Raw genomic sequence first — 23,153 nt, forward strand, 5'->3', positions numbered from 1 at the left:
TTGCCCGATGACCTGGTTTCTGGGGCGGGGCTTCGCCTTCGACAGCTTTGACACCGTCGCGGAGACTGGAAGCTTTGTCCGCACCGCCAAGGCGCTAAACCTATCGCAGCCGGCGCTCAGCCGACGCATTCAGAAGCTGGAAGAAAGCCTCGGTGCGCCGTTGCTCGAACGTTCGACGCGTCACGTCAATCTCACCATGACCGGCCGCGACTTCCTGCCGAAGGTGCGCCGTCTCATCGACGAGTTCGAGACCTCGGTGCTTGCCATCCATGATATCGGCGCGCGAAGTTCAGGCCTAGTCTCGGTGGCTGCGGTGCCGACGGCGGTGTTTTATTTCTTGCCGCGCGCGATCGGCCGGTTTGCCGAGGCTTATCCGCGCATTCGCATCCGCATTCTGGACATCGGGGCCAATGAGGGATTGGAGGCGGTCGCGCGTGGCGAAGTCGATTTCGGCATCAATTTCATTGGTGCTTCGCATGCCGAAATCGAATTCGAGAAACTGGTTGAAGATCCTTTCGTCCTGGCCTGCCGCCACGACCATCCGTTGGCATCGCGTAAACAGGTCAGCTGGTCGGATATCGTGTCGCACCGGGTTATTACCGTCGGTCGCAACAGTGGCAACCGTGCGTTGATCGACAATGCGCTGGCGCGATACGGCCTGCAACTGAACTGGTCCTATGAAGTTGCTCATCTCTCCGGTTCGCTCGGTCTCGTCGAAGCGGGATTGGGCATCGCCGTACTGCCGAGGCTCGCGACGCCGGCCGCCGGCCATCCGATCATTCACACGGTCAGGTTGACCGAGCCGGAGGAGTCGCGGACGATCGGAATCGTGCGCAGGCACGGGTCGACGCTATCCCCTCATGCCGGCCAATTTCTCAAGATGCTCCTCGAAGCGTGGCGCTCGCCTTCACGGATAAGCAGTCGAGGCAAACAGCGGCCCCGCTAAGGCTTCGAACTTGAAACCAGCTCTATTGAGAGCCGCGACGCGCAAATGACCGCGCAAATCAGCCGGAACCGGTGTTTCGCTGTGCACCAACACTTGCATCTATTCCCAGCCGGCTGCGATAGGCCCGGAGTTAAGTAGGACTTCTGCGGTTCTCAAATTCAGCTCGAGCAGAATATCAATAGCTTGGCGGTTGCTTCCAAATGAAAAAGGAGCTTACGAATTTCGGACCGATACGAAATCTTTGGTTTCCGCAGCGCGTTTGACCGCGTCGATCACTCCGAGGGTCTTCAGCCCTTCGCGCCCGCTCACCACGGGCGCCGCCTTACCGCGGATCACCCCACAGAAGTTTGCGATCTGCAGGCCAAGCGGGTCTGCTTTCTCGTAGTTCAGCCGCTCGCGCTCAATCGGCGCCCACCAACTGGCCTTGCTCGGGTGACGCCATAGATCGAGTTGCGGAATTGCGAGCGATGCTCTGGTACCGCCGATCTGGTAACAGGCCTCCTGCGTGTGACTGTAAGCCGGGTTCTCACCGGCCGTGAACTCCCAGCTCCAGGGCGACTGGATGGCGTCGGAGACATTGACAGTTCCCAGTGCGCCGGAAGCGAAGTGCAGGATGATCACTGCGGTCTCTTCGACCGCATTTCCACGCAGTCGATTGGATTGGGCGGCTTGCACCGCGACGATATCCCCACACAGATACCGCAGCAGGTCGACATCGTGGATGAGATTCAGGAAAACAGGCCCCGCCCCTTTTTCGCGGCGCCAGGCCACATCGAAATAGTGGTCCGGCTTGATCAGCCAGAACATGCCATGCACCGACACGATCTGGCCCAGCCGACCGCTGTCGATCTCTAACCTGGCGCGCTGGATCATCGGGTTGTGGCGGCGATGATGGCCGGTGAGCAGCGGAACGCCCGCGCGCTCGGCAGCTTCGACCAGGGCCTGTGCTGCGGCAACATCATCCGCTATCGGCTTCTCGATGAGCGCCGGGATGCGAGCTGCGACACAATCCATGCCGTTGGCCACATGCATCTGATTGGGGGTGGCGACAACCACCCCGTCCGGCCGATTTTCGGCGAGCATGTCCTGAAAGGACGGATACCAGTCCACCTTCAGCGAAACCGCCAGCTCTCGCGCGTCAGGCGTCGGATCGACGATCGACGACAGCATCGCCTCCGGCCGTGCGAGAATGTGCTCGATATGTCGCTTGCCGATGAGACCTGCTCCCATCACCGCCAGGCGGACTGGTGAACTCATAGGATGCTATCCCTTCGCCTCGTCAAGCAGCTTGGCCACACGACGCAAGCCGAGCAGATAGCCCTGGGTGCCGAAGCCTGCGATGACCCCATCAGCTCGCTTGGAGACAAACGAGTGGTGGCGGAATTCCTCGCGCTTGTGCACGTTGGAAATATGCACCTCGATCACTGTCCCCTCGAACGTGTTCAACGCATCCAGGATGGCGACCGACGTATGGGTGAAAGCCGCGGGATTCATCACGATCCCGGCAGCCGTCTCGCGCGCCTCGTGGATCCAGTCGATCAGCTCGTATTCCCTGTTGGATTGATGGAAGCGAATCTCCAGGCCAAGTTCCTTGCCTAGCGCTCGACAATCTCGCTCCACATCCGCAAGCGTCTCGTGACCATAGATGTGGGGCTGGCGCTTGCCGAGCAAATTGAGATTTGGTCCATTGAGGACGTAGACAAGACCACTCATGAAGAACTCCGTTCAGTGATGGGCAAGAATCTCGCCAAGGAACTGCCTGGTGCGGGCATGCTGTGGATTGCGGAAGAAAGCCTCGGGCGCGCCTTCTTCGATGATCTGGCCTTCAGCCATGAAGATCACACGATCGGCAACCTGGCGGGCAAAACCCATCTCGTGGGTGACGCAAATCATGGTCATGCCGTCGTTGGCGAGGCCGATCATCGTATCGAGCACCTCCTTGACCATCTCAGGGTCGAGAGCAGAGGTCGGTTCGTCAAACAGCATGACCTTGGGCTGCATGCAGAGCGCACGCGCGATCGCGACGCGCTGTTGCTGACCGCCCGAAAGCTGAGCCGGATACTTCTCAGCCTGGTCACCGATGCGCACGCGCTCGAGGTATTTTCGCGCAATCGCCACCGCCTCGGTCTTTCCGATGCGGCGCGCGCGGATGGGCGCGAGCATGCAGTTCTGCAAGACTGTCATATGCGGAAAGAGATTGAAGCTCTGAAAGACCATGCCGACGTCCTGACGTACGACATCGATAGCTTTGATGCTGTCGTCAAGCCGATGACCGTTCACCACGATGCTGCCCTGCTGGATCGGCTCGAGGCGGTTGATACAGCGGATCAGCGTCGATTTGCCCGACCCGGACGGACCGCAGAGCACGATCTTCTCGCCCTTGCGCACGGTGAGATCGACGTCGCGGAGAGCTTGGTACCCGCCGTACCACTTCTGCACGCCCTTCATTTCAATCAGGATATTGTCCTGCATGGATTCGGCTCCGCTATCGGACGGCGGCCAACGCGGATCGTGCGTCGGCCGCTCGCAGTGGCTATTGAACTGTAAAGGGAACGCCGGGGACCGAGTCCGGGAAGATAGGCACGGGCGCCTTCATCCATTTGGCGTAGAAGCTGGCCAACTTGCCGTTCGACTTGATCTGGTCGATGAACTTATTGGCCGTTTCGTTCCACTCCTTGTCTCCGAGGCGGGTGCAGGCCCCGTTATACAGCGCGGTGAAGTGAAGCTTGGGCTCGAACCCAAGTTCGGGCTTTGCGGCGTTCAGACGCTGCGGGTAGAAGCTGTTTGCGCCGACAGCCTGCACCTGACCGGAGAGCAGCGCCTGGATCGTGGCCGCATCATCATCAAACCTGCGGATTTCGGTGCCTGCTGGAGCGCTATTGGTGACCTGGGTGTCCTGCGTGGAGGACCTCGGAACGCCAATAACGTACTTTCCCATATCGGCATTGCTGTTGATTGGCGTTGCCTGGGCTGCGACCAGTGTGATCTCGTTGGCAACATACGGCTTCGAATACTGCACCGCTTTTGCGCGCTCGGGCAGCATGGCCATGGTTGCGAACAGAATGTCGACACGGCCTGTGGTCAGCGCCGGAATACGGTTGGCCACCGCCAGCGGGACGAACTCGGCCTTCACACCGAGATATTCAGCAAAGGCGCGCCCCATGTCGGCATCGATGCCATCCTGCTTTCCCGAGCTGTCGACATAGCCCCACGGGGGATTGTCGCCCTGAATGCCGATGACGACGACGCCCTTCTTCTTCACGTCTTCCGGAGTGCCCGCCTGCGATTTGCCTGCGATGGCGATGGCCGCCAATGCCAGCAGCGCGATGCCGAGCTGGCGACGAATAGGTGAAAACAACATGAGTATCTCCTCCTGGTGATGGCTGTTTGTGATTGAGCAGGTGCGCCGTTCCTACCTTTGACTGGCCAGGGCGAGCCTGGCCTCCATCCTGCTGCCCCACCACGACAGGGGCCAGCAGAGGATGAAATACATCGCGCCGACCACGCCGAAGACGAGCAACGGCTGGAAGGTCTGGTTCGATACGATTTGACCGGCGCGGGCGAGTTCGATGAAACCGACGATCGCGGCGAGCGACGTGCCCTTGATGAGCTGCACGAGATAGCCGATGGTCGCCGGCAGCGAGATTCGGATTGCCTGGGGCAGCACGATGTCGCGCATGCGGGACGAATAGTGTAATCCGAGCGCCATCGCCGCCTCGGTCTGCCCGCGCGGCACGGCCTGTATCGCGCCGCGCCAAATCTCACCAAGGAACGCGGAGGCATTCACGGTGAAGCCGATCGCCACCGCCACGAAGGCGTCGAGCTTCAAGCCGGTCAGCGCCAATCCGTAATACACGACGAAAAGCTGCAGCAGCAGCGGGGTGCCCTGGAATATCCCGATGTAGATGCGGGTGATCCATTCCACGCTCCTGTGACCACAGGTGCGGAGCAGCGCGACCGCGAGCCCCGCCGTGCAGCCGCCGACAAACGCGACCAGCGTCAGCAGCACCGTCCATTGCAGCCCGCGCAACAGAAAACCAAATTCTGGAAGACCAAAATGCGGTGTCATGATCGCCTCCCTCAGCGTGTCGGATATGAGAAGAAGCGGTGAGAGATGACTGCAAAGCCCAGCATCAGCAGCCAGGAGATCGCGAGATAGAGGAAGGTGACGGAGAAATAGACCTCGAAACTACGGAATGTGTCGCTTTCAATGCGCTGGGCAACCGATGTCAATTCGTAGGCCGATACGGCCGAACAGATCGACGAGGTCAGGGTCAGCATGATGAACTGACCGGTGAGCGAGGGGTAACTCGCGCGAAGCGCGGGCTTGAGCACGATGAACCGGAATACTTGCCCTTTGTGCAGGCCGAGCGCGTAGCCGGCCTCTATTTGCCCCTTGTGAATGGATTGCACCCCGCCACGGATGATCTCGATCGCGTAGGCGCCGCCGTTGACACCGAGTGCGATAATGGCGGTAGCGGTGGGATTGAGCTTCAACCCGATAAGCGGCAGGGCGAAGAACAGAAAGAAGATCTGCACCAGGAAAGGCGTATTGCGCACGATCTCGACGAAACTGATCACGAGAGCACGCAACCAGGCCGCCTTCGCATCGCGTGCCGCGACGCCGGCGACACCGATCATCATCGCGAGCGTCATGCCGGCCAGCGCCAGGCCCAACGTCCCCACGCACCCCCACAGCAGCGCGGGCATGGCATGCCAAACCACCGAGAAATCGAGCGTGTAGCCCATCTTGCGTTTCCTCTCGGGCGTTGTGCGTGCCGCTCGCCCATCGGCCTGACGTCACCCTCCCAGGGATGCAAAAGTGGCGAAGAAGACGTCTGGATCAGGTGAGATGCCCGTGAATAGGCGGAATGCTTCGGTGCCCTGGAAGATCGCCATGCCACCACCATCGACGGTGCGGCAGCCGAGGGCACGCGCCGCGCGCAGCAGGGCGGTTTCCAGCGGGAAGTAGACGATCTCGGCGACCCACAGATCGGGACGCAGCAGAGCCGTCGACAGCGGCGTGCCTGGATATTTGTCCATGCCGATCGGCGTCGCATTTACAATCCCGTCTGCGGCAGCCACGTCCGCAGCGATATCCCGGCCGGCCCTTAAGCGCCCTTCGGCAAATCGGGGGGACAAGCTATCCACCAAACTCTGTGCCTTGGCCAAGTCGACGTCGATAATGGTCAGTTCCTGCAGGCCGAGCTTCATCAGCGCGAAAGCGACCGCGGCGCCCGCTCCGCCGGCGCCGAATTGAACGACCCGACCGAGTGGTGCACCTTGCATGTTGCGACGAAAGTTCTCGGCGAAGCCGAACCAGTCGGTGTTGTGGCCGGTCATTCGACCGTTCCTGATGACCACGGTGTTCACGGCGCCAAGCGCCTCCGCGTCGGGCGAAAGCTCGTCCAGGAGCGGAAGAATCGCCTGCTTGCAGGGATGGGTCACGTTCAGCCCGTCGAAGCCCATCCGCCTTGCAGCCGTGAGCAAGTCCGGCAGCGCTTCGGCACCAAGCTTCAACTCGGTCAGATCGATCTTCTTGTAGAGATAGCGGATGCCCGCGGCGTCAGCAGCCGCTTCATGCATGGGCGGGGTGCGAGACGCAGCGATGCCGCTGCCGATCAGACCGACGAGAAAGCTGGATTTGGGATGCATGCTCGACATCGCCCGTCAGCTCAAGGGGACAGTCAGTTCGGCGATGACCTGAGCCGTGCTCGGTCGAACGCCGCGCCACCAGGCAAAAGCTTCCGCCGCCTGCTCCACCAGCATGCCGACGCCGTCCGCCAGCTTGGCTACGCCTTCGGCGCGGGCCGCTTGCAAAAAGGGAGTGAGCCCCTTGCCGTAGGCGAGCTCGTACGCCAGCTCCGCACCGCGGAAGACATTGCCTGGAAGCGGCGGCATCTCACCCCGCAGGCTGGCCGATGTCGCGTTGATCACGACGTCATAGCCTTCGGCAAGATCGGCCAGTTCAGTATAGCCGCTGACGATCAGGGGTCCACAACCGGCAAACTCTTCGGCCAGTGCCACCGCTTTTGACAGCGTTCGGTTGACGAGAACCAGCTCGGATGGCTCCTGACGCAGGAACGGCAGCAGCGCGCCACGCGCTGCGCCCCCGGCACCGAGCATCAGGACGCGCCGGCCGGCCATCTTGACCCCGAGATTGACCGTGATGTCGCGCACAAGGCCGATCCCGTCGAAATTCTCGGCAATGATCCTATCGCCGTCGAACTTCAAGCAGTTTGCGGCGCCAGCTCGGTCGGCGCTCTCTGAAAGCTCGTTTGCGTAGGCGAAAGCATCGAGCTTGAACGGGGCCGTGATGTTCAGCCCCTTGGCGCCCTCTCTCCGGAATTGATCAACTCGTGCGTTGAAGCCATCGAGTGGGGCCTCGATCGCCTCATAGACAAGGTCCTGTCCCGTCATCTTGGCGAAAGTGCCATGGATGAGGGGCGATTTGCTGAAGCCGATCGGATTGCCGATCACCGCGTAACGATCGCTCATGGCTCACTCCTACACCGCGGCTTCGTTGTAGAGGACGCCGTCGCGCACCATTTCGTCGACCTGTTCGGTAGAGAATCCCAGCGAGGCTGCGATGCGGCGATTGTCCTGACCGAGCAACGGCGCCGGCGTGCGCACCGTCGTGTCGCAATCGGAGAAATGAAAAGGCAGGTTAGGCAATGTCACCTTGCCGAGCACGGGATGCTCCTGCTCGACCAACATACCGCGGGCGTGGATCTGTGGATCCTTCACGACTTCCGCGATGGTCTGCACCGGGGCGGACGGCACACCTGCGTCTTCAAGAGCGGCAAGACACGCGTCACGCGAAGGCTGTGACAGCGTCCAGTTGCGCACGATCTCCATCGCGTCAGCATAGTGCGCGTTGCGGGAGGCCGGCTTGGCGAAGCGCTCGTCGGACGCCAATGCATTCCCGCCGATCAGCGTCGCCAATCTTTTCCACGCATCATCGACCTGCGCGGCGATCACGAGATTGCCGTCCCTGGCCGGAAAGACCCCGTAGACGGTCGAATCCGGCTGGCCGCTGCCGGTCTGCTTCGGAACATCGGTGCCGCCTGAGAGGAAGTAGCGCTGCACGGCGAAGTCGTGCATCGACACCATGCAGTCGTAGAGTGCCAGATCGATGTGTTGGCCATGGCCGGACGAAGTACGACCGACGAGCGCCGCATTGATCGCAGCCACGCCATGAATGCCGGTATACATATCGGCCAACGGCATACGCAGCAGCGGCGGCGCTTCACCGGGATTGCCGAGTTGCGCCATAGCGCCGGACATCGCCTCTGCAATTAGCCCGAAGCCCGGACGGTCAGCGTACGGGCCGGTGTGGCCATAGGCGGAAACCGAGCAATAGACCAGCCTCGGATTGCGCTCAGACAGTGCCTTGTAGCCAAGGCCGAGGCGCTCAAGTGCGCCAGGGCGATAGTTCTCGATGAACACGTCCGCGGTTTCGACCAGCTTCAGCATCAGCTCGAGGCCGCGTTTGTCACGCAGGTCGATGCAAAGTCCCTGTTTGCCCACGTTCTGCTGCAGGAAGTAGCCGGACTGTCCGTCTTTGAAATACGGATGCGCGCGCCCGGCATCGCCCTCCTTCGGGCGCTCCACCTTGATCACCTCCGCCCCCAACGCTGCGAGGCAGCGGCCCATGAAGGGGCCAGCCAGAAAGTGGCTATAATCGATGACACGAATGCCCTTCAACGGCAGGCGCTGTGTGTTCATGCCGGCTCTCCCTCGACCTTCGCCTTTGGGCGCATTGGGATCATCAGCCGATGCTCACCCAGCTGCACCACCTGGCCATGCTGGTTGATCAGTTCGGAAGGGAGCACCACGATACCCCACCCCTCGCGCTTGGTGGTCCGCATCGAGCCGACGCGGAATTTGACGTGGACGGTGTCGCCGAGCTTGATCGGCAGCTTGAAATCCCAGGTCCAGCCGAGTGACATGCCGGGCAGGAAGCGGTATTCAGCGCGGGTTTTCAGGCCGTCGGCGAGCGAAAGCCCAAACAGCCCGTGCGCGACGCGGGTGCCAAACGGCGTGGTCCTGGCGTATTCCTCGTCGACATGAACAGGGGTGAAGTCGCCGGTGAGTTCTGCGTAGCCGTTCACCATCGCCTCGGTAACTGTCACTGACGGGGTGATACATTCGTCACCGACAACGGCATCATCCCAGTAGCGTTCGTCGCTCATTGATCGACCTTCCTTCAGGCACGGGGATTGATTGCCAGGGCGGCTTCCACCGCGCCGACGCTGGCTTGCAAGATTTCGACGTTGAGCCCGCCCGGCAGCTCGAGCCAGTTCGGCCCGGCGGGCAGTGCCTTGGCTCCCCAAGCGGCGGCACGGGCGAGCACACCCTCGTAGTCGTCGACCATGATGCCGAGATGGGCGAGACGCCCCTCCGCTCCGACGAAGTTCGGATCCTCAATGAGTTGCACGCTTCCGAGCACCCACACCTGACGCGGGCGCGCGCCTTCGGCCGCTTGCTCGTCGCGGATAGTGAGACCAAGCACCTGGCGGAAGAAATCGACGTGGCGGTCGACATCCGACACCCGGATGGCAACGTGCTCGATATAGGCGCGGGGGAGCGTCATCGCCTCAGGCCTTTCCGGGATAGTCGCTGCGGGCATATTCGAGCCCCTTGACCAACGCGACGAGGGCCGCATTGACGGGGGTCGGCACGTTGAACTTGGCACCCCAACGCACGACGGAGCCGTGAATGTAATCGACCTCGGTCAGACTGCCGGATTGCAAGCTCTGCAACATCGACGTCTTGAACTCGGCAGGTAGACCAGCGGATGCCATCGTCCAGGCACGGCGCGGGTCGGCAATCGAGATCTTGACGCCGACAGCCTGCGCGACCGCGATGCCTTCTGAGATCGCGGCCAGCGCGCAATCTTCCAGGATGGGGAGCGAATAGAGACCACCATAAGTCAGCCCGGTAATGGCGGTAATTCCGCCTCCGGCGACGTTGATGAACAGCTTGTCCCACATCGTGCCCAGGATGTTGTCGCTGAGCAGCGTGAGAATTCCGGCACGATTGAAGGTGTCGGAAATTCGCTGTGCGCGTTCCGTCAAGCGCCCATCAAGTTCGCCGATGATTGTTTCCTTGCCGATGACGCCAGAGCGAACATGACCGGGGCCCAGCAGCACGCCACCGACATATGTCTTGCCTGCCATGACGCGGCCACGGCCGACTTCCTCCGATAGAATTTCCTCGTGGCCAAGACCGTTCTGCAGCGACATCACGACCGTCTGCGGCCCGATGATCGGCGCGGCGGCGCGGATCGCGTCGCGCGTATGGTAGGATTTGACGAGCACGATCACGAGGTCGGCCACCCCATCGACCTCGGCCGCGGAGGTGCACGCGGTGACCTTTGCAACGCTCTCGACCTCGCCCTCCAGCATGCGGAGGCCATGCGCATTGATCGCTTCGACGTGAGCACGGAATGGGTCGATCAGCCAGACGTCTGCCCCGCCCCGCGCCAGCGTGCCACCGATCGTCGAGCCCAAAGCCCCCGCGCCGACAAAGCAGATCCTCATCCGAACGCTTCTCCCTGCGCAACTTTGCTGTTGGAAGCTCGGATACCAGCCGACGGAACATTTTGATATGCTATGGGACTTATATTGATTATTGTGAATCACAATGACGCGTCATGACCTGCCCCACGCCAACCTGCTCGACCCCCGCCTATTGCGGCTGTTCGACGCGCTGTTCACCACGGGCAGCGTCACCAAGGCGGCCGAGAGACTGGGTCAAAGCCAGCCGACCGTTTCGATATGGCTTGCGCGCCTGCGGCAGGAACTCGACGATCCGCTGTTCGTCCGATCGCCGGAGGGAATGCTACCGACGCCTCGGGCCGAGGCGCTCATCAGCACTGCGAGGCAGGCACTGGAAATGCTGCGGCGGCTGGCCGAGCTGCGCACGGACTTCGATCCAGCCACCGCCAAACGGCGTTTCAGCATCTGCATGACTGACGCAAGCCATATTACGTTGCTTCCAGCCATCCTTGCCCATGTTCGCCGCGTCGCGCCGGGCATTCGGATCGAAGCGGCACAGATCGGCATGGACACTCCTCGCATGCTTCAGTCCGGCGAAAGCGATCTGGCGCTCGGCTACATCTCGGATCTTGATGCCGGCCATTTCCAACAGGCGCTGTTTCCGCAGGATTGGGTCTGTCTGGCGAACGCTCATCATCCTCGCATCAAGAACCGCATCACATTAAGAGATTTCAGGCGTGAGGCTCACGTGCTCATTCGGTCCGGCACGGGGCATCAACTGCTCGCTGACGCCTCTCGGGAACAGGGGATCGCGCCGGATATCGCGCTGGAGCTACCGGGCTTTCTCGGTCTGCCCGCGATCATCGGGACCACCGACCTGATCGCCACGCTGCCGCGCCACATCGGCGAAACCCTGGCACACTATTACGGGCTGCGCGTGCTCGCGTGCCCGCTACCAATCCCCAGCTTTACAGTCAAACAATACTGGCACGCCCGCTTCCATCATGATCCAGCAAGCCAGTGGTTGCGCGGCGTTTGCGCCGAGCTTTTCCAGCAGCAGGACGTCCGCGGCCTGCATCGCTCAGCCCGACCGCGAAGACGCAAGGCGACCTGACTGGCAGCATGGCAACAGCATCTGTTGCTCCACCACGCAGCTTCGATCCATTCTCGACGAATAGTCGGGGAATCCAACCATTATTGCATTTCCCAATAGAGCCTATCACGCCTCGCACATATACGCCGACGCTAAAGCCTCCTAATCCTTCCTCAAGCACCAGCGCGGCAGCCGCTGGAGAAGGCGGGAGGCCTATCGCTATTTGCGGTATCGACGCGTGACTTCGCGCGTCGGATAAGACCCTCAGCCGATGGAGGATCCATTGACCCATCGAAGCTCTGTTCCCTGTGGCACGATCATTCCTTTCTTGGCCTCCTGAGTGCCGGCATATGGCAGCGCGGGTTACTCGCTCTTGTCCCCAAGCGTCGCGGTTAAAGGACTTGGCTGATGTTGGGCGCGCTTTGTGGATTACGTTCGTCGATCCTAATCCCCTTGACAATGCCGGCGCGCTCGCTCGCGAGGGCGGATCGTGACCTATCACTTCGACTTCAGCAGCCTGCTTCCCTATTGGCGGGACTTGCTGTTCGGCTGCGGGCTTACCCTCGCAATGACCTCCATCTCGGTTCTGCTGGGCTTCACGATTGGCTTGTTGACCGTGCTCGCTCGCCGCAGCAGCCTGAGGGCGCTGAACGTCCTGGCCATCGGCTACATCGAGATCATCCGGAATACGCCCTTCTTGGTGCAAGTGCTGTTCATCTATTTTGGCCTGCCCGCGTTGGGATTGAGCCTCGCTGCATGGCCGGCGGGCGTGATCGCGCTCAGCTTGAATGCCGGTGCGTTCGCGGCAGAGATCATTCGCGGCGGCATCGACGGTATTCCAAGAGGCCAGTTCGAGGCTGGCGCCGCGCTAGGTCTGCATCCTTTTCAGGTTTTGCGTTTCATTGTCTTCAAGCCCGCGCTGCGCGCGATCTACCCCGCCCTCGCAAGCCAGTTCGTTCTGTTGCTTCTGACCTCGAGCATCGTTTCGGCGATCTCGGCCGAAGAACTCACCGCAGCAGCCCAGTCCGTCGACACGCTGACATTCCGCAGCTTCGAGATCTACATCGTTGCCACGCTACTGTACCTGCTAATGGCGCTGGTTTTCTCCCAGGCGTTCAAGGCAATCGAACGCCATGCGCTCGCCTACCCCGTAAGGTGAAAACCGCGATGATTCGTGACTTCGCTTTCCCTGAAATCCTGTCCATCGCAGCAGGCATCAAGGCAACGATATTACTCTCGTTGATCGCCTTCTGCGGCGGCGGCGGTGGCGGCCTCATCGTCGCCCTGCTGCGCACGGCCGAACGGAAGTGGGTGCGCTCGCTGGCCGCCATGTTCGTAGATTTCTTTCAGGGAACACCGATGCTCATGCAGTTGTTCCTGGTTTACTACGGACTTCCCGTCCTCGGATTTCACGTCAACGTATGGGTGGCTGCCAGCATAGGGTTGACGCTGCACGCCAGTGCTTTTCTCGGCGAGATTTGGCGTGGCGGCATCATGGCAGTGCCACGCGGCCAGATGGAGGCCGCGAGCGCGCTCGGTCTTGGTTATACATCTCGGATGATCGACGTTGTTTTGCCGCAGGCCTTCCGATTGTCACTCGCTCCGACGGTCGGCTTTCTGGTGCAGTTGATCAAAGGCACGTCGCTTGCGTCTATCATTGGTTTCGTCGAGCTCTCGCGTTCGGCGCAGATCGTGGCGAGCACGACCTATCGTCCTCTTCTCGCCTACGGCATGGCGGGGCTTTGTTACTTCGCCCTGTGTTTCCCGCTTTCCCGTTACAGCAGCACGCTCGAGCGCCGGCTGGCGACTCGGAGTTGATCCTAACCTTCGAGATAAGAGCAAGGAGTGAAACGATGCCCAAATTCTCCCGTCGTCGGGTGTTGAGAGCCGCTGCCGGCGCCGCAACGCTGTCGCTTCTTGCGCGGGCAGCACGCGCCGATACATTGCAAGACATTCGCAAATCGGGCGTCCTGAAAGCCGGCTGCCAGGTTGTGCAGGTCCCCTGGGGATTCAGCGACGACAAGGGGGTATTGACCGGCTTCGATGTCGAGTTCGTCCGGCTATTCGCTGCCGATCTCGGCGTAAAAGCCGAAATTTCTCCGGTTACGTCCTCTAACCGCGTCGCCGCGCTGCTGACAGGACAAGTGGACATGCTTGCCGCAGTCATGGGCATCTTCGCCGATCGACAAAAAGTCGTTCTGTTTGCGCGCCCTTATTGTGTCAATGACACTGTCTTCATTGGGAAAGTCGGACAGACCGTAAAGGGCTGGAGCGACATGACCGGGCTGCGGGTCGGCGTACCGCGTGGCACACCGCAGGACATCGCACTCACCAAGGCCGCACCGAAGGGCGCAACAATCCAGCGCTACGATGACGATGCCAATACTGTCCAAGCACTCATCGCCAACCAAGTCGATCTGATCGGCGGAGCCTCTACTCAGGTTCGAAACATCGCTCATGTGGCCGGCGACGGAAAATTCGAACAGAAATTCGTGCTGGCCCGTGCGTATAACGCCGCTGCATTTCGTCCCAGCGAGCGTGCGCTGGCCGATGCATGCAGCGCGTTTGTGGCCAATAGCCTCGCAAACGGCTCACTCCCAGCGCTGTTCGATCGATGGATCGGGACAAGTCTGCCGGATATGCCCGCCACCGGTGAGGGTGATGCGGCTTTGCCGATTTCGATGACCGCTTTGTAATCAGGGCTTCGCGTCCTGTTCAAAGAAGCTCTCGCCCGTCGCCGCCGATATCGCAAGTCTCGAGCCCGTCCGTTTTTTTCGCTAGAGTGTCCTAATCTACGACGGTCATGTAATTCGCCTGCACCACGCGGCGCTCGCGCTGTATCTCACGATGCGAACGCACTAGGAGGGACAGAGCCAAAGTGGGTGTGTGACTTAGTCTCGACCACAGAGAGGATCGATCAACCCGAGTGTCCAACAGAAAGGCCCGTTCTTAGGCAAAAACCTTCCAACCGGTTGATTTCGCTATGGTGGGCGCACCAGGGCTCGAACCTAGGACCCGCTGATTAAGAGACAGCTCTAGCCTGAAAACACTCAATGATTTACTGATCGCATGACTGAGCTTACCCGACCGCTAATGGGCATTCGTCGCACGATAATAGTCGTGGATGTCTGCGCACGCCCGCAGCGGAAACATCACGGAACTATCTCCAACAACCATCATCGTACTGTCCTTGATTTGCTGTCGCCTTGAGGCCCGTGCGATGGAGAGGCAGTGCGGCGGAGTTCCAAAGATTGCCGGCACCGGTGCCCAACCGGAGTCGACCGCGTTGCTCCAGACGCGCGGCCAGCGGCGCGCCTGCTTCGACGCCAGCGCGATGGTGTGTGGCTCCTCACAATTGAATGAACTGGCGATTGAGACGTGCGGGGTCTGGACAGCCGACAAGTGCCAGCGTCGTATCGAACTCGGCAGTAAGGATTTGAAGCACGTGACCAGCCCCTTCTTCGCCTGCAGCGGCGAGCCCATAAAGGATTGCACGTCCCAACAACACCGCTTTGGCACCGAGCGCTAACGCCTTTACCGCATCTGCTCCGCGGCGTATGCCGCCATCAACGAGGAGCGGCATCGCATTCTGATTCGAGATTTCCGCTAACAAATCTATGGGCGCCTGAACGTCCTCGATCTGCCTTCCGCCATGATTGGACAGAACGACGGCATCAACGCCAAGTTCCCGGCATCGATTTACGTCGGTCGCAGTCATAATGCCCTTCACTATAAGCCTACCCGGCCAGGCGTCGCGGAGCGCCTGAAGATCCTGCCAACAGAAACTGGCATCCATCTGCCGGCGCATCAAGGCGGCCTGTGCATTCACGTCGGTTGCGTCAGGGCTGGCAAAATTTGCGAGCTGAGGCAATCCGTGGCGGATCTGGCCGAGCGCCCACCGTGGATGAGTTACGGCGTCCAGAACCGATCGGGGAGTTTGGCGGAACGGAATCGCAAATCCATTTCGCAGATCACGATCCCTTTTGCCATTCACAGCAACATCAACGGTGAGAACCAGCACACGGTAACCCGCTTCTTTGGCCCTGCCGACAAGCAGCCGGGCTAGATCTCGCTGCACGACATAAAGCTGGAACCAAAGATCACCGCCCGCCCGTTCCGCGACGTCCTCAATTGTCGCGTTTGATGCGGTCGAAAGTACAAACGGGATCCCTGCACTGCGAGCGGCCCGGGCTAACGCAACATCGCCGTCAGGCCACAAAGCACCGTTAAGGCCTGTCGGTGCGACCACAAAGGGCGTTGGAAGCGTCCGTCCGAATAGAGATACGGATGAATTGCGATGGCTGACATCGACAAGCCGCCGCGGAGCAAAATTGATCGCCGCAAAAGCTCCAAGATTTCGGTGCAAACTACGTTCGCTTTCGGCTCCCCCATCAAGATAGTCGAACACCATTCGTGGAAGGCGTCGCTTCGCCAGGCTTCGATAGTCGTCTATGCAAACCGGGGTCACTGTAAGCCCTCGAGCCACACCGTTCTTATCATAAGGGAAACCCCACATGGTTCTCAGCAAGCACATCGCGGCCGCTCGCGATCCATAGGCCGGCGAAATCAGCTCGCTGAATTCGCTCGCCAACTATGCCTGCCTTCGACCAGTATCGCGTAGACCGTTCAAGTCTCGGTGAAAGTGACCGCCGCGTTCTCGTCTTCGCTGAAGCTGACGCTCGTGCGACGCGGGCTGCGATTGACCATGAGACGGACGACATCGCCGCGGGCGTAATGCCCCGTGGGGTCGTAGGCCGCTTTGGCGATTGCGATCATTGACAGGTCCACGTCAGCATAGAGGATGCCTTCCTTGTCCTGCGGCAGATGCTCGCACATCGGCTGACCATCGGGACCGAAGATCATCGAATAGCCTCCACCCGGCTTCGCTCCCTCCGCGTTCAGCAAATCGGCCTTTTCCGGAGTATCGCAAAGCATGTCGAACATATCTTGACCAGTAATTGCCGAGGCATGCAGGACGAAGCAACCTCCCTCTAGCGCGTAGATCTGGCTGGCGGCGAGATTCACCTCATGGCCCAAAGCGTAGGCCTTGTCGCGATACAGCGTAAAAGATGGCCACGACGCCACGTGAACTTGCTCGTTCATCGAGTACATGGCGTATTTCGACAACGGCTGAATGTGCTCGGCGCAGCACAAGGCTCCGAGACGTCCGACGCTGCTTTCGACGACGCGGAAATCAGACCCATCTCCTTCGCCATAGAGCGTACGTTCGACGTGTGTCGGCTTGAGCTTTCGGCGCTTGAAGATGATCTCTCCCGCATCGCTAATAAAGACCTGACTTAGGTAGAGCGTTCCTCCGTCGATTTCGGAGAAGCCCATCACCACATTGATTTTCGCTTCGGCGGCGGCCGCACACAGTGCGAGGATGTCGGGCCCATCAGCACGCAGCGAATTGGCGTGATAGCGGGGTACAAACTGCATTCCCCAAGCCGGCGTCCCGAGCCAAAGCCACCAAGGATAGCCCGGAATCCAGACCTCCGGGAACGCCAGCAGCTTCGCCCCCGCTGCACCCGCCTCCGCAATGAAACCAATCGCCTTGGCCACGGAAGCTGGCGCATCCATGAATACCGGCGCAGCCTGAACGACCGCGACTTTGAATTTCGTGTCCTGCATGCGAGTTCTCCGAACCAGGTTTTCAGGTTGTGGGGAACGACGCGGACCGGTCCAGATCGGACTCGACCATGCGCCGGCGTATCCGGAACGGATCAAGGCGCCACTTTTCCGGAACGAGAGAAACCGCGCCGCCCGGAGCTGCCACCATGGTCAGGATCGCAAGCAGCCCGACCCCGATGAAGTACCAGGCGCCATAGCCCGCGAAGGTCTCGCGGAGCAGGAAATACACGATCGTACCTACGATCGGGCCCTCCAACGTTCCGATGCCCCCGAGTACAGCAATGAAGATTGCCGCCGCGGTCCAGTTCAGCGAGAAAGAGGCATCCGGCGTAACCTGAAGCGTATTCATGTACGAGACGGCGCCGGCAAGCCCCGATATGACAGCGCAGAGCACCCAAAGCGCGATCTTCGCACGAGCAACCGGAACGCCGCTCGCAAGCGCGGCAGGTTCGGAGTCACGCACACTCATCAATGCAAGTCCCAGCGAGCCGCGCAGCACCTGCCGGCTTGCGACCAGCGATCCCACACCGACGAACAGCGCTGCCCAGTAGACTCCCGCGTTGCGCGTCCACCGATCGATGTCGCTCATCGCCTCCAGCGGCATGCCGCCTCCTGCGCCCAGCCATGGCGCATTCAACGTCAGGATCCGCATCATCTCAGCGAGAACCCATGTGCCCACCGCGAAGTAAGCACCGCTCAAACGGAACATCGGCCAGGCCGAAACGAGGGCGAAAACAGCCGCGAAGACGGCCGCGGCGGGCAGCAGCAAAAACGGATTCAGATGCAACTGGTTCGAGAGCGCGAAGAGCGAATAGGAGCCGACGCCGACAAAGACATGCAAACCGATGGCGACCAGGCCGCCGTAGCCTGCGAGCAGATTCCAGGCGAGCGCGACAGCGAAGAGCGTGAAGACTTCGACGAGCAGCCGCTGGACGGCGAACGTCGACAGCCAGGGCATCGAAACTGCGAGCACAGCGGCAATGAGGAGCGCCGCCGCTGAGGACATCCGCACCAATGTTGTCCTGGAATTCACACGTGACATGGTGGCCACGGTCATGACGGCGCCTTTCCGAACAAGCCCTGGGGACGGGCGAGCAGTGCCACGAGAAATGCGAGATGGCCGAAGAAGGGACCGAGACCAGAGGCGATCTTGGCGCCGAAAAGCTGTGCGACGCCGATCACGAGTCCGCCGAACAACGTACCCCAGACATTGCCGAGCCCACCGAGCACTACCGCCTCGAACGAATAGAGAAGCCGCTCGGGTCCAGCCGTTGGCGAAAAGGGCGTCCGGAGAGCGTAGAGCACCGCTGCCACACCGATCATCGAAAAGATGACGCCGGTTACAATTCCAAACAAACGTCTATCGTTCACACCGACCAGCCTCGCGGTGCCCGGATCATCCGACACGGCGCGTGCCTGACGCCCGAAATGGGTGTGACCGACGAGCCAATGCGTCGCGCCGAGCAGCGCGATGCTCGCGAGCGCAGAGACGAGGGGAAGAACTCCAATGGAAACGCCAAAAACGTTGAACCCGAGACCTGCGAGATCACCGGCCTGTAAGCTTCGCGTATCCGCGGTGAAGATCTCCTGAAGAACGTTCTGCAAGACGATGGAGAGGCCGAACGTCAGAAGAAGCGGAGCCAAAGCATCTTTTCCGACGACACGGTTGAGCAGGATGATCTGGAGGATCCAACCGAGCGCGAACATCACCGGAATGACCACGAGCAACGCGGTAAAGGCACCGACGCCCGCTCCGCTCATGACGACACTGGTCAGGTAGGCCCCGACGACGATCAGATCGCCATGGGCGATGTTGATCATGCGCATGACCCCGACGCTCAAGCTCAGACCAAGTCCGAACAGCGCGTAAAGCGCCCCTAGCATCAATCCGTTCAACAACGTTTCCGCGGCGATCTGCATGATCAATCTCCGAAATACGCAGCCGATACGCGCGCGTAATCGGCCGTCTTCGAGATGCCCTCGAGCACGACGTTTCCCTTCAGCATGCAATAGTACCTGGACGACGAGGAGAGCGCGCGACGCACATTCTGCTCGACAAGAATCACGGCCATGCCCTCCTCGATGACGGTGCCGAGCAGCTCGTAGACCGTCTCGACCGCGACCGGCGAAAGGCCGAGCGATATCTCGTCGCAGAGAAGGAAGTCGGGATTCGTGACCAGCGCCCGGCCAACTGCCACGAGCTGCTGCTGACCGCCGGAAAGAGCCGTGGCAGGACGCGAGCGCAATTTCTGGAGAGCCGGCAGTTCCCTATAGAGACGATCTGGCGTCCATGGGCCTCGACGGCCGTTTTTCGCGGCGAGGAGCAGATTCTCCTCGACGGTCAAGCTTGGAAACAGTCGGCGGCCCTCCGGCACCAGCGCAATTCCACGGCTCAGCTGATCTATCTCGGCGGAGCCGCCGACCGGCTCTCCGTCGAGCAGCACGCTCGGAGCGGCAACCGGGACAGAGCCGACGATGGCGCGAAGCAGCGTCGATTTTCCGGCACCATTCGCGCCGATCAGTGAAACAACCTCGCCGCGTTCGATTGAGAAGTTAATGCCGAACAGGGCCTGGAACATGCCATAGTTCGCGTTGAGATGCTCAGTGCGTAGCATGGGACCCCTGCTCATCGAGATCGGATCCGAGATACACGTCGCGAACTTCGCGGCTGCTCATGACTGCGCTGGGCACTCCGTCACCGAGTAATCTTCCCTCCGACAGAACGAGCAGGCGATCAGCGGACGAGACCAACGCGTGGACGAGATGCTCGATCCAGATCACGGTCACGCCGGCTCTGTGGATCGAGGTGACAAGTTCGAGGAGCTCGCCGACTTCGGCATCCGTCAGCCCGCCCGCGACTTCGTCGAGCAGCAGCAACCTGGGTTCTGTTGCGAGCGCTCGGGACAGTTCGAGTCTCTTGCGCTGGAGCAGGGTCAGACGGCCGGCGGCTGTATCGCCGAGATGCTCGATGCCGCAGCGATGAAGCGCTTCCCGCGCCTTTTGCTCTGCCTGCTTGCCGTGCAGGGCGGCTCCGAAGGTAGCCGCCACCAGCGCATTCTCGAATACGGTCATACCCTGGAACGGCTGCGGGATCTGAAACGTCCTGCCGATGCCGGCACGGCAACGCGCGTCGGCTCCGAGTGCGGAGACGTCTTCTCCGTCAAACAAGACCGTTCCGGAATCGCAGCGCAGATTGCCGGAGATCAGACCGAACAGAGTGGTCTTGCCCGCTCCGTTCGGTCCGATGACACCGACGAATTCGCCTGCCCGAACCTGAAGCGTCAGGCCAGGGATCACGACCATGTCGCGATAGCGCTTGCTGACGTCCCGCAGTTCGAGCAACGCTGTCATTGCCGTCAGCTCTTCAGCAGTTCGAGTTTGCGCTCAGCCTTGATTTCGGGCGCCGTGCTGTTGCTCGTGATGTAGAGATGCGGCTTTCCGCCGTCCTCGACATGCCACTGTCCGCCGACCACCCGGATTTTCGAGACATTGGCGATTCCGCTTCCACCGAAGTCGAGATTTCCGATGACCGTGTCGGTCTTCAGCTTGCGCAGGCTCTCGACGACCTTGTTGGGAGATTTCGGATCGCCGCTTGCCTTCAAAGCTTGAACGCCGGCCTCGAACAAGGCGTGCGCGACGCCGATCGGTTGCGTCCACTCCCGCTTGGTCGCTTGCTGATAGGAGGCCGCAAGCTCAGCAGCAGTTTGCCCGGTCAGGCTCGAGCGGAACGGGTAGCTCGGGAGCCACCAAATTTCCGTCGACATGCCCTCCGCGCGCGGACCCAGCGCCGCCACGCCGCCCGGGAAGAGCAACGCTTTCGCAACGGTACAAACCTTCGGCTTGAATCCCATCTGGGCAGATTGATTCAGGAAGGTCGCCCACTCCGGCGGATTGAACAGACCGGTGACGATCTCCACGCCTTCCTTCTTGAAGGCCTGGATGTGGGTCGAGAAGTCGTCTGCTCCGACCGGGAAGCGGCCGACATCGACGATCTTGTAGCCGGCCTTGGCGAACGCGCCCGGCATGCCGAGCTTCGCATCGCCCATGGCGTTGCCGGGAACGTCGTTCGAGAAGACGGAGCCGACGACCTTGTTGGTGTCTGCGTCCTTCCAGATGTCGAGATAGACGGCCGCAATATCCTCGATCCCCCAGAAGAAATGAAACACGTTCTTGAAGCCCTTGGCCGGATCGCCCTTCATCGGGAACATCCACGCCTGCCACGGGCCCATCGTCGAAATGCAGGGAACGCCGTTGAGCTCGCATTGCTGCGATACGGCCGGGCCAATCGAGACCTGTGCGAGCATCAGGTCGATGTTCTCCTTGTTGATCAGCTCGGCGGCGAGATTGGACTGCCGATCCGGGCTGCTCTGATCGTCGCGCGCGATGATCTCGACCTCATATTTCGATCCTCCCACCGACAACCCGCCGGCGAGCGACTTCCTGACCTGATCGAGAATGAAATCGTCCGCCTCGGCGAACGGCGCGAACGGCCCGGTCTTCGGACTGATGTAGCCGATGCGAATTTTCTTGTCGGCGGCAGCCCACGCGCGACCGGTCGAGCCGAGCGTCGCCCCTGCCGTCAACGCCGCGGCGGCCTTGAGAAAATCGCGTCGCGCAGGGTCGGCAATACCGGTCTCGGGGACAAGACTGGGGTTGATCTTCGAAACCACGAATGCTCTCCGATGCAAAGATGCTGACCGAATTGACGGGCCCACATTGGTCAGCTCTGCCGAAGGCAGCTTGGTTCGGACGGAACAGAAACTTGTCTGAAACGGCTGGACGAGGTCCCCGCGCCACGGGAAAACAATCCGGGCCAACCCGGGAAATTGGCATATTTCGTGCTTGATCGCCCCCGAAATTGAGCAATAAACTTCACACTGGCGGATGATCCTGTCAGCGATCGACCGCCGAAGGGGCACCCAAGAACCCCATCGTAACGGATCGAGGGGAATCAAGAGATGCTTCTGGAAGCCACAAAGGCTGCTGCGATGCAGCCGTGCTTCGCCTCGACGGCGAGCCTTCCGCCGCGAGAGCGCTTCGACTATTGGCACGACGTTGTGAGCCGCAACCTCGTCGACCTGGACTTCCGGCTGGTCGGCGAAGCTCAGTTCGATGCGAGCTTCCACTCCACACCGATCAATGGTCTCGACCTATGCCGGATCAAGGCTTCTCCCCATGTGGCTCAGCGAAGCACCGAAGGCATCTTACGCGCAGACCACTCGATGCTGGTGTTCAACTTCGTCCTGTCGGGCTCGTTGGTCGCCGAGCAGGATGGGCGCTTGGCGCACTTGAAGCCCGGCGACGGCGCGCTCTGTGACGCAACGCGACCGTACAAGCTTTCCTCGCAAGAGGCGTTCGAGCTCGCCTCCATTCGGGTCCCCCGCGAGCAGTGCATCGGCAGGATTCCGCACCTGAACCGTCTCTCGGCGTGCAATTTGGGTGAACGATCCGAGCTCGCGCCAATGGTCTTTGGCTACTTGTCGCATCTCGTCGATCGTGCGCCCCATCTCACGAGCCGCGCAGCCGGCCTCAAGATATCGCAGAACTTCAAGGACCTTCTGCTCGCCCTGCTCGCGGAATTGGCGGACTCCTGCGCCTCCTCGCTTACCGAATATCGGAGCCTGGCTCTGATGAGGATCAAGGAGACGGTCGAGCGCAACGTTCACGATCCCGACCTGACACCGTCGACGATCGCAGCCGAACTCAAGCTGTCGGCACGATACATCAACCAGTTGCTCGAAACCGAGGGGACCTCGTTGTCGCGCTACATATGGTCAAGGCGGCTCAATCGCTGTGCGGAACAGCTCAAGGACCCGGCTCTGCGCGCGCGCGGCGTGTCCCAGATCGCGATGGACAACGGGTTCAACGATCTGAGCCATTTCAGCAAGGCGTTCCGGATCAAGTTCGGTATGGCGCCGCGCGACTATAGAAACGGTCTGGCGATGCAATCCTGATGTCGCCGCGTTGCCTCTCTGGCATC

Annotated in this window: 25 protein-coding genes; 6 read left to right on the forward strand and 19 right to left on the reverse strand. The window is 60.8% G+C overall.

Going from position 1 to position 23,153, the window contains the following annotated elements; genetic code table 11:
- Positions 1-7: 7 nt before the first annotated feature.
- Positions 8-946 (forward strand): LysR family transcriptional regulator, encoded by a 939-nt coding sequence (locus tag BJA_RS32325; protein WP_063921641.1) that lies wholly within the window; start codon positions 8-10, stop codon positions 944-946.
- A 213-nt stretch (positions 947-1,159) separates the two neighbouring features.
- Here the strand turns inward: BJA_RS32325 and BJA_RS32330 are convergent, their stop codons facing one another.
- The 12 genes from BJA_RS32330 to BJA_RS32385 form a co-directional block, all read right to left on the reverse strand.
- Positions 1,160-2,203, reverse strand: coding sequence for a Gfo/Idh/MocA family protein (locus tag BJA_RS32330; protein WP_011089125.1), 1,044 nt, complete (start codon positions 2,201-2,203; stop codon positions 1,160-1,162).
- Positions 2,204-2,209: 6 nt separating this feature from the next.
- A complete protein-coding gene (gene aroQ / locus BJA_RS32335; RefSeq protein WP_011089126.1) occupies positions 2,210-2,659 on the reverse strand; it encodes a type II 3-dehydroquinate dehydratase in 450 nt (149 codons plus the stop codon).
- A gap of 12 nt (positions 2,660-2,671) precedes the next feature.
- Positions 2,672-3,418, reverse strand: coding sequence for an amino acid ABC transporter ATP-binding protein (locus BJA_RS32340; protein ID WP_011089127.1), 747 nt, complete (start codon positions 3,416-3,418; stop codon positions 2,672-2,674).
- A gap of 61 nt (positions 3,419-3,479) precedes the next feature.
- The gene (locus tag BJA_RS32345) at positions 3,480-4,307 is read right to left on the reverse strand and encodes a transporter substrate-binding domain-containing protein (RefSeq protein ID WP_011089128.1); all 828 of its coding nucleotides are present in this window, start codon (positions 4,305-4,307) and stop codon (positions 3,480-3,482) included.
- A gap of 51 nt (positions 4,308-4,358) precedes the next feature.
- Entirely contained in the window at positions 4,359-5,015 is a 657-nt protein-coding gene (locus tag BJA_RS32350; RefSeq protein ID WP_011089129.1) for an amino acid ABC transporter permease, read from the reverse strand.
- Between the two features lie 11 nt (positions 5,016-5,026).
- Positions 5,027-5,695, reverse strand: coding sequence for an amino acid ABC transporter permease (locus BJA_RS32355; RefSeq protein ID WP_011089130.1), 669 nt, complete (start codon positions 5,693-5,695; stop codon positions 5,027-5,029).
- A 51-nt stretch (positions 5,696-5,746) separates the two neighbouring features.
- The gene (locus tag BJA_RS32360) at positions 5,747-6,601 is read right to left on the reverse strand and encodes a shikimate dehydrogenase (protein WP_011089131.1); all 855 of its coding nucleotides are present in this window, start codon (positions 6,599-6,601) and stop codon (positions 5,747-5,749) included.
- Between the two features lie 15 nt (positions 6,602-6,616).
- A complete protein-coding gene (aroE, locus tag BJA_RS32365; RefSeq protein WP_011089132.1) occupies positions 6,617-7,444 on the reverse strand; it encodes a shikimate dehydrogenase in 828 nt (275 codons plus the stop codon).
- 9 nt (positions 7,445-7,453) lie between these two features.
- Entirely contained in the window at positions 7,454-8,674 is a 1,221-nt protein-coding gene (locus tag BJA_RS32370; protein WP_011089133.1) for a CaiB/BaiF CoA transferase family protein, read from the reverse strand.
- Positions 8,671-9,141: a MaoC family dehydratase gene (locus tag BJA_RS32375; protein ID WP_011089134.1), complete on the reverse strand. Its 471-nt coding sequence runs from the start codon at positions 9,139-9,141 to the stop codon at positions 8,671-8,673. The genes BJA_RS32370 and BJA_RS32375 overlap by 4 nt, the downstream gene beginning before the upstream one ends.
- 14 nt (positions 9,142-9,155) lie before the next feature.
- A complete protein-coding gene (locus BJA_RS32380; RefSeq protein WP_063921517.1) occupies positions 9,156-9,542 on the reverse strand; it encodes a VOC family protein in 387 nt (128 codons plus the stop codon).
- Between the two features lie 4 nt (positions 9,543-9,546).
- Positions 9,547-10,491, reverse strand: a complete 945-nt coding sequence (locus tag BJA_RS32385) for a ketopantoate reductase family protein (RefSeq protein ID WP_011089136.1) — start codon at positions 10,489-10,491, stop codon at positions 9,547-9,549.
- A gap of 103 nt (positions 10,492-10,594) precedes the next feature.
- Here BJA_RS32385 and BJA_RS32390 point away from each other — a divergent pair, with 103 nt between their 5' ends.
- The 4 genes from BJA_RS32390 to BJA_RS32405 all read left to right on the forward strand — a co-directional run bounded on the left by BJA_RS32390 (position 10,595) and on the right by BJA_RS32405 (position 14,238).
- Complete coding sequence (locus tag BJA_RS32390) at positions 10,595-11,563, forward strand: LysR family transcriptional regulator (protein ID WP_011089137.1); 969 nt, start codon at positions 10,595-10,597, stop codon at positions 11,561-11,563.
- Positions 11,564-12,032: 469 nt separating this feature from the next.
- Complete coding sequence (locus BJA_RS32395) at positions 12,033-12,701, forward strand: amino acid ABC transporter permease (protein ID WP_011089138.1); 669 nt, start codon at positions 12,033-12,035, stop codon at positions 12,699-12,701.
- Between the two features lie 8 nt (positions 12,702-12,709).
- Complete coding sequence (locus BJA_RS32400) at positions 12,710-13,360, forward strand: amino acid ABC transporter permease (RefSeq protein ID WP_011089139.1); 651 nt, start codon at positions 12,710-12,712, stop codon at positions 13,358-13,360.
- Positions 13,361-13,395: 35 nt separating this feature from the next.
- Positions 13,396-14,238 (forward strand): transporter substrate-binding domain-containing protein, encoded by an 843-nt coding sequence (locus tag BJA_RS32405; protein WP_011089140.1) that lies wholly within the window; start codon positions 13,396-13,398, stop codon positions 14,236-14,238.
- A 653-nt stretch (positions 14,239-14,891) separates the two neighbouring features.
- Here the strand turns inward: BJA_RS32405 and BJA_RS32410 are convergent.
- Genes BJA_RS32410 through BJA_RS32440 form a run of 7 tightly spaced genes read right to left on the reverse strand, consistent with a single transcriptional unit; the run spans position 14,892 to position 21,843 of the window.
- Positions 14,892-16,133 carry an alpha-hydroxy-acid oxidizing protein gene (locus BJA_RS32410; RefSeq protein ID WP_236842111.1) on the reverse strand — a complete coding sequence of 414 codons (1,242 nt, stop codon included), beginning with the start codon at positions 16,131-16,133 and terminating at the stop codon, positions 14,892-14,894.
- 35 nt (positions 16,134-16,168) lie between these two features.
- Positions 16,169-17,173 carry a nitrilase gene (locus tag BJA_RS32415; protein WP_011089142.1) on the reverse strand — a complete coding sequence of 335 codons (1,005 nt, stop codon included), beginning with the start codon at positions 17,171-17,173 and terminating at the stop codon, positions 16,169-16,171.
- A gap of 22 nt (positions 17,174-17,195) precedes the next feature.
- The gene (locus tag BJA_RS32420; RefSeq protein ID WP_011089143.1) at positions 17,196-18,230 is read right to left on the reverse strand and encodes a branched-chain amino acid ABC transporter permease; all 1,035 of its coding nucleotides are present in this window, start codon (positions 18,228-18,230) and stop codon (positions 17,196-17,198) included.
- Entirely contained in the window at positions 18,227-19,093 is an 867-nt protein-coding gene (locus BJA_RS32425) for a branched-chain amino acid ABC transporter permease (RefSeq protein ID WP_011089144.1), read from the reverse strand. The genes BJA_RS32420 and BJA_RS32425 overlap by 4 nt, the downstream gene beginning before the upstream one ends.
- 2 nt (positions 19,094-19,095) lie before the next feature.
- Positions 19,096-19,752 carry a branched-chain amino acid ABC transporter ATP-binding protein gene (locus BJA_RS32430; protein WP_236842112.1) on the reverse strand — a complete coding sequence of 219 codons (657 nt, stop codon included), beginning with the start codon at positions 19,750-19,752 and terminating at the stop codon, positions 19,096-19,098.
- A gap of 22 nt (positions 19,753-19,774) precedes the next feature.
- The gene (locus BJA_RS32435) at positions 19,775-20,524 is read right to left on the reverse strand and encodes an ABC transporter ATP-binding protein (RefSeq protein ID WP_011089146.1); all 750 of its coding nucleotides are present in this window, start codon (positions 20,522-20,524) and stop codon (positions 19,775-19,777) included.
- Between the two features lie 5 nt (positions 20,525-20,529).
- The gene (locus tag BJA_RS32440; protein ID WP_197535732.1) at positions 20,530-21,843 is read right to left on the reverse strand and encodes an ABC transporter substrate-binding protein; all 1,314 of its coding nucleotides are present in this window, start codon (positions 21,841-21,843) and stop codon (positions 20,530-20,532) included.
- A 288-nt stretch (positions 21,844-22,131) separates the two neighbouring features.
- On the opposite strand from BJA_RS32440, the gene BJA_RS32445 reads away from it, so the two are divergent.
- Positions 22,132-23,127, forward strand: coding sequence for a helix-turn-helix domain-containing protein (locus BJA_RS32445; protein WP_011089148.1), 996 nt, complete (start codon positions 22,132-22,134; stop codon positions 23,125-23,127).
- Positions 23,128-23,153: the final 26 nt, after the last annotated feature.

Source organism: Bradyrhizobium diazoefficiens USDA 110 (genome assembly GCF_000011365.1).
Lineage (GTDB): Bacteria > Pseudomonadota > Alphaproteobacteria > Rhizobiales > Xanthobacteraceae > Bradyrhizobium > Bradyrhizobium diazoefficiens.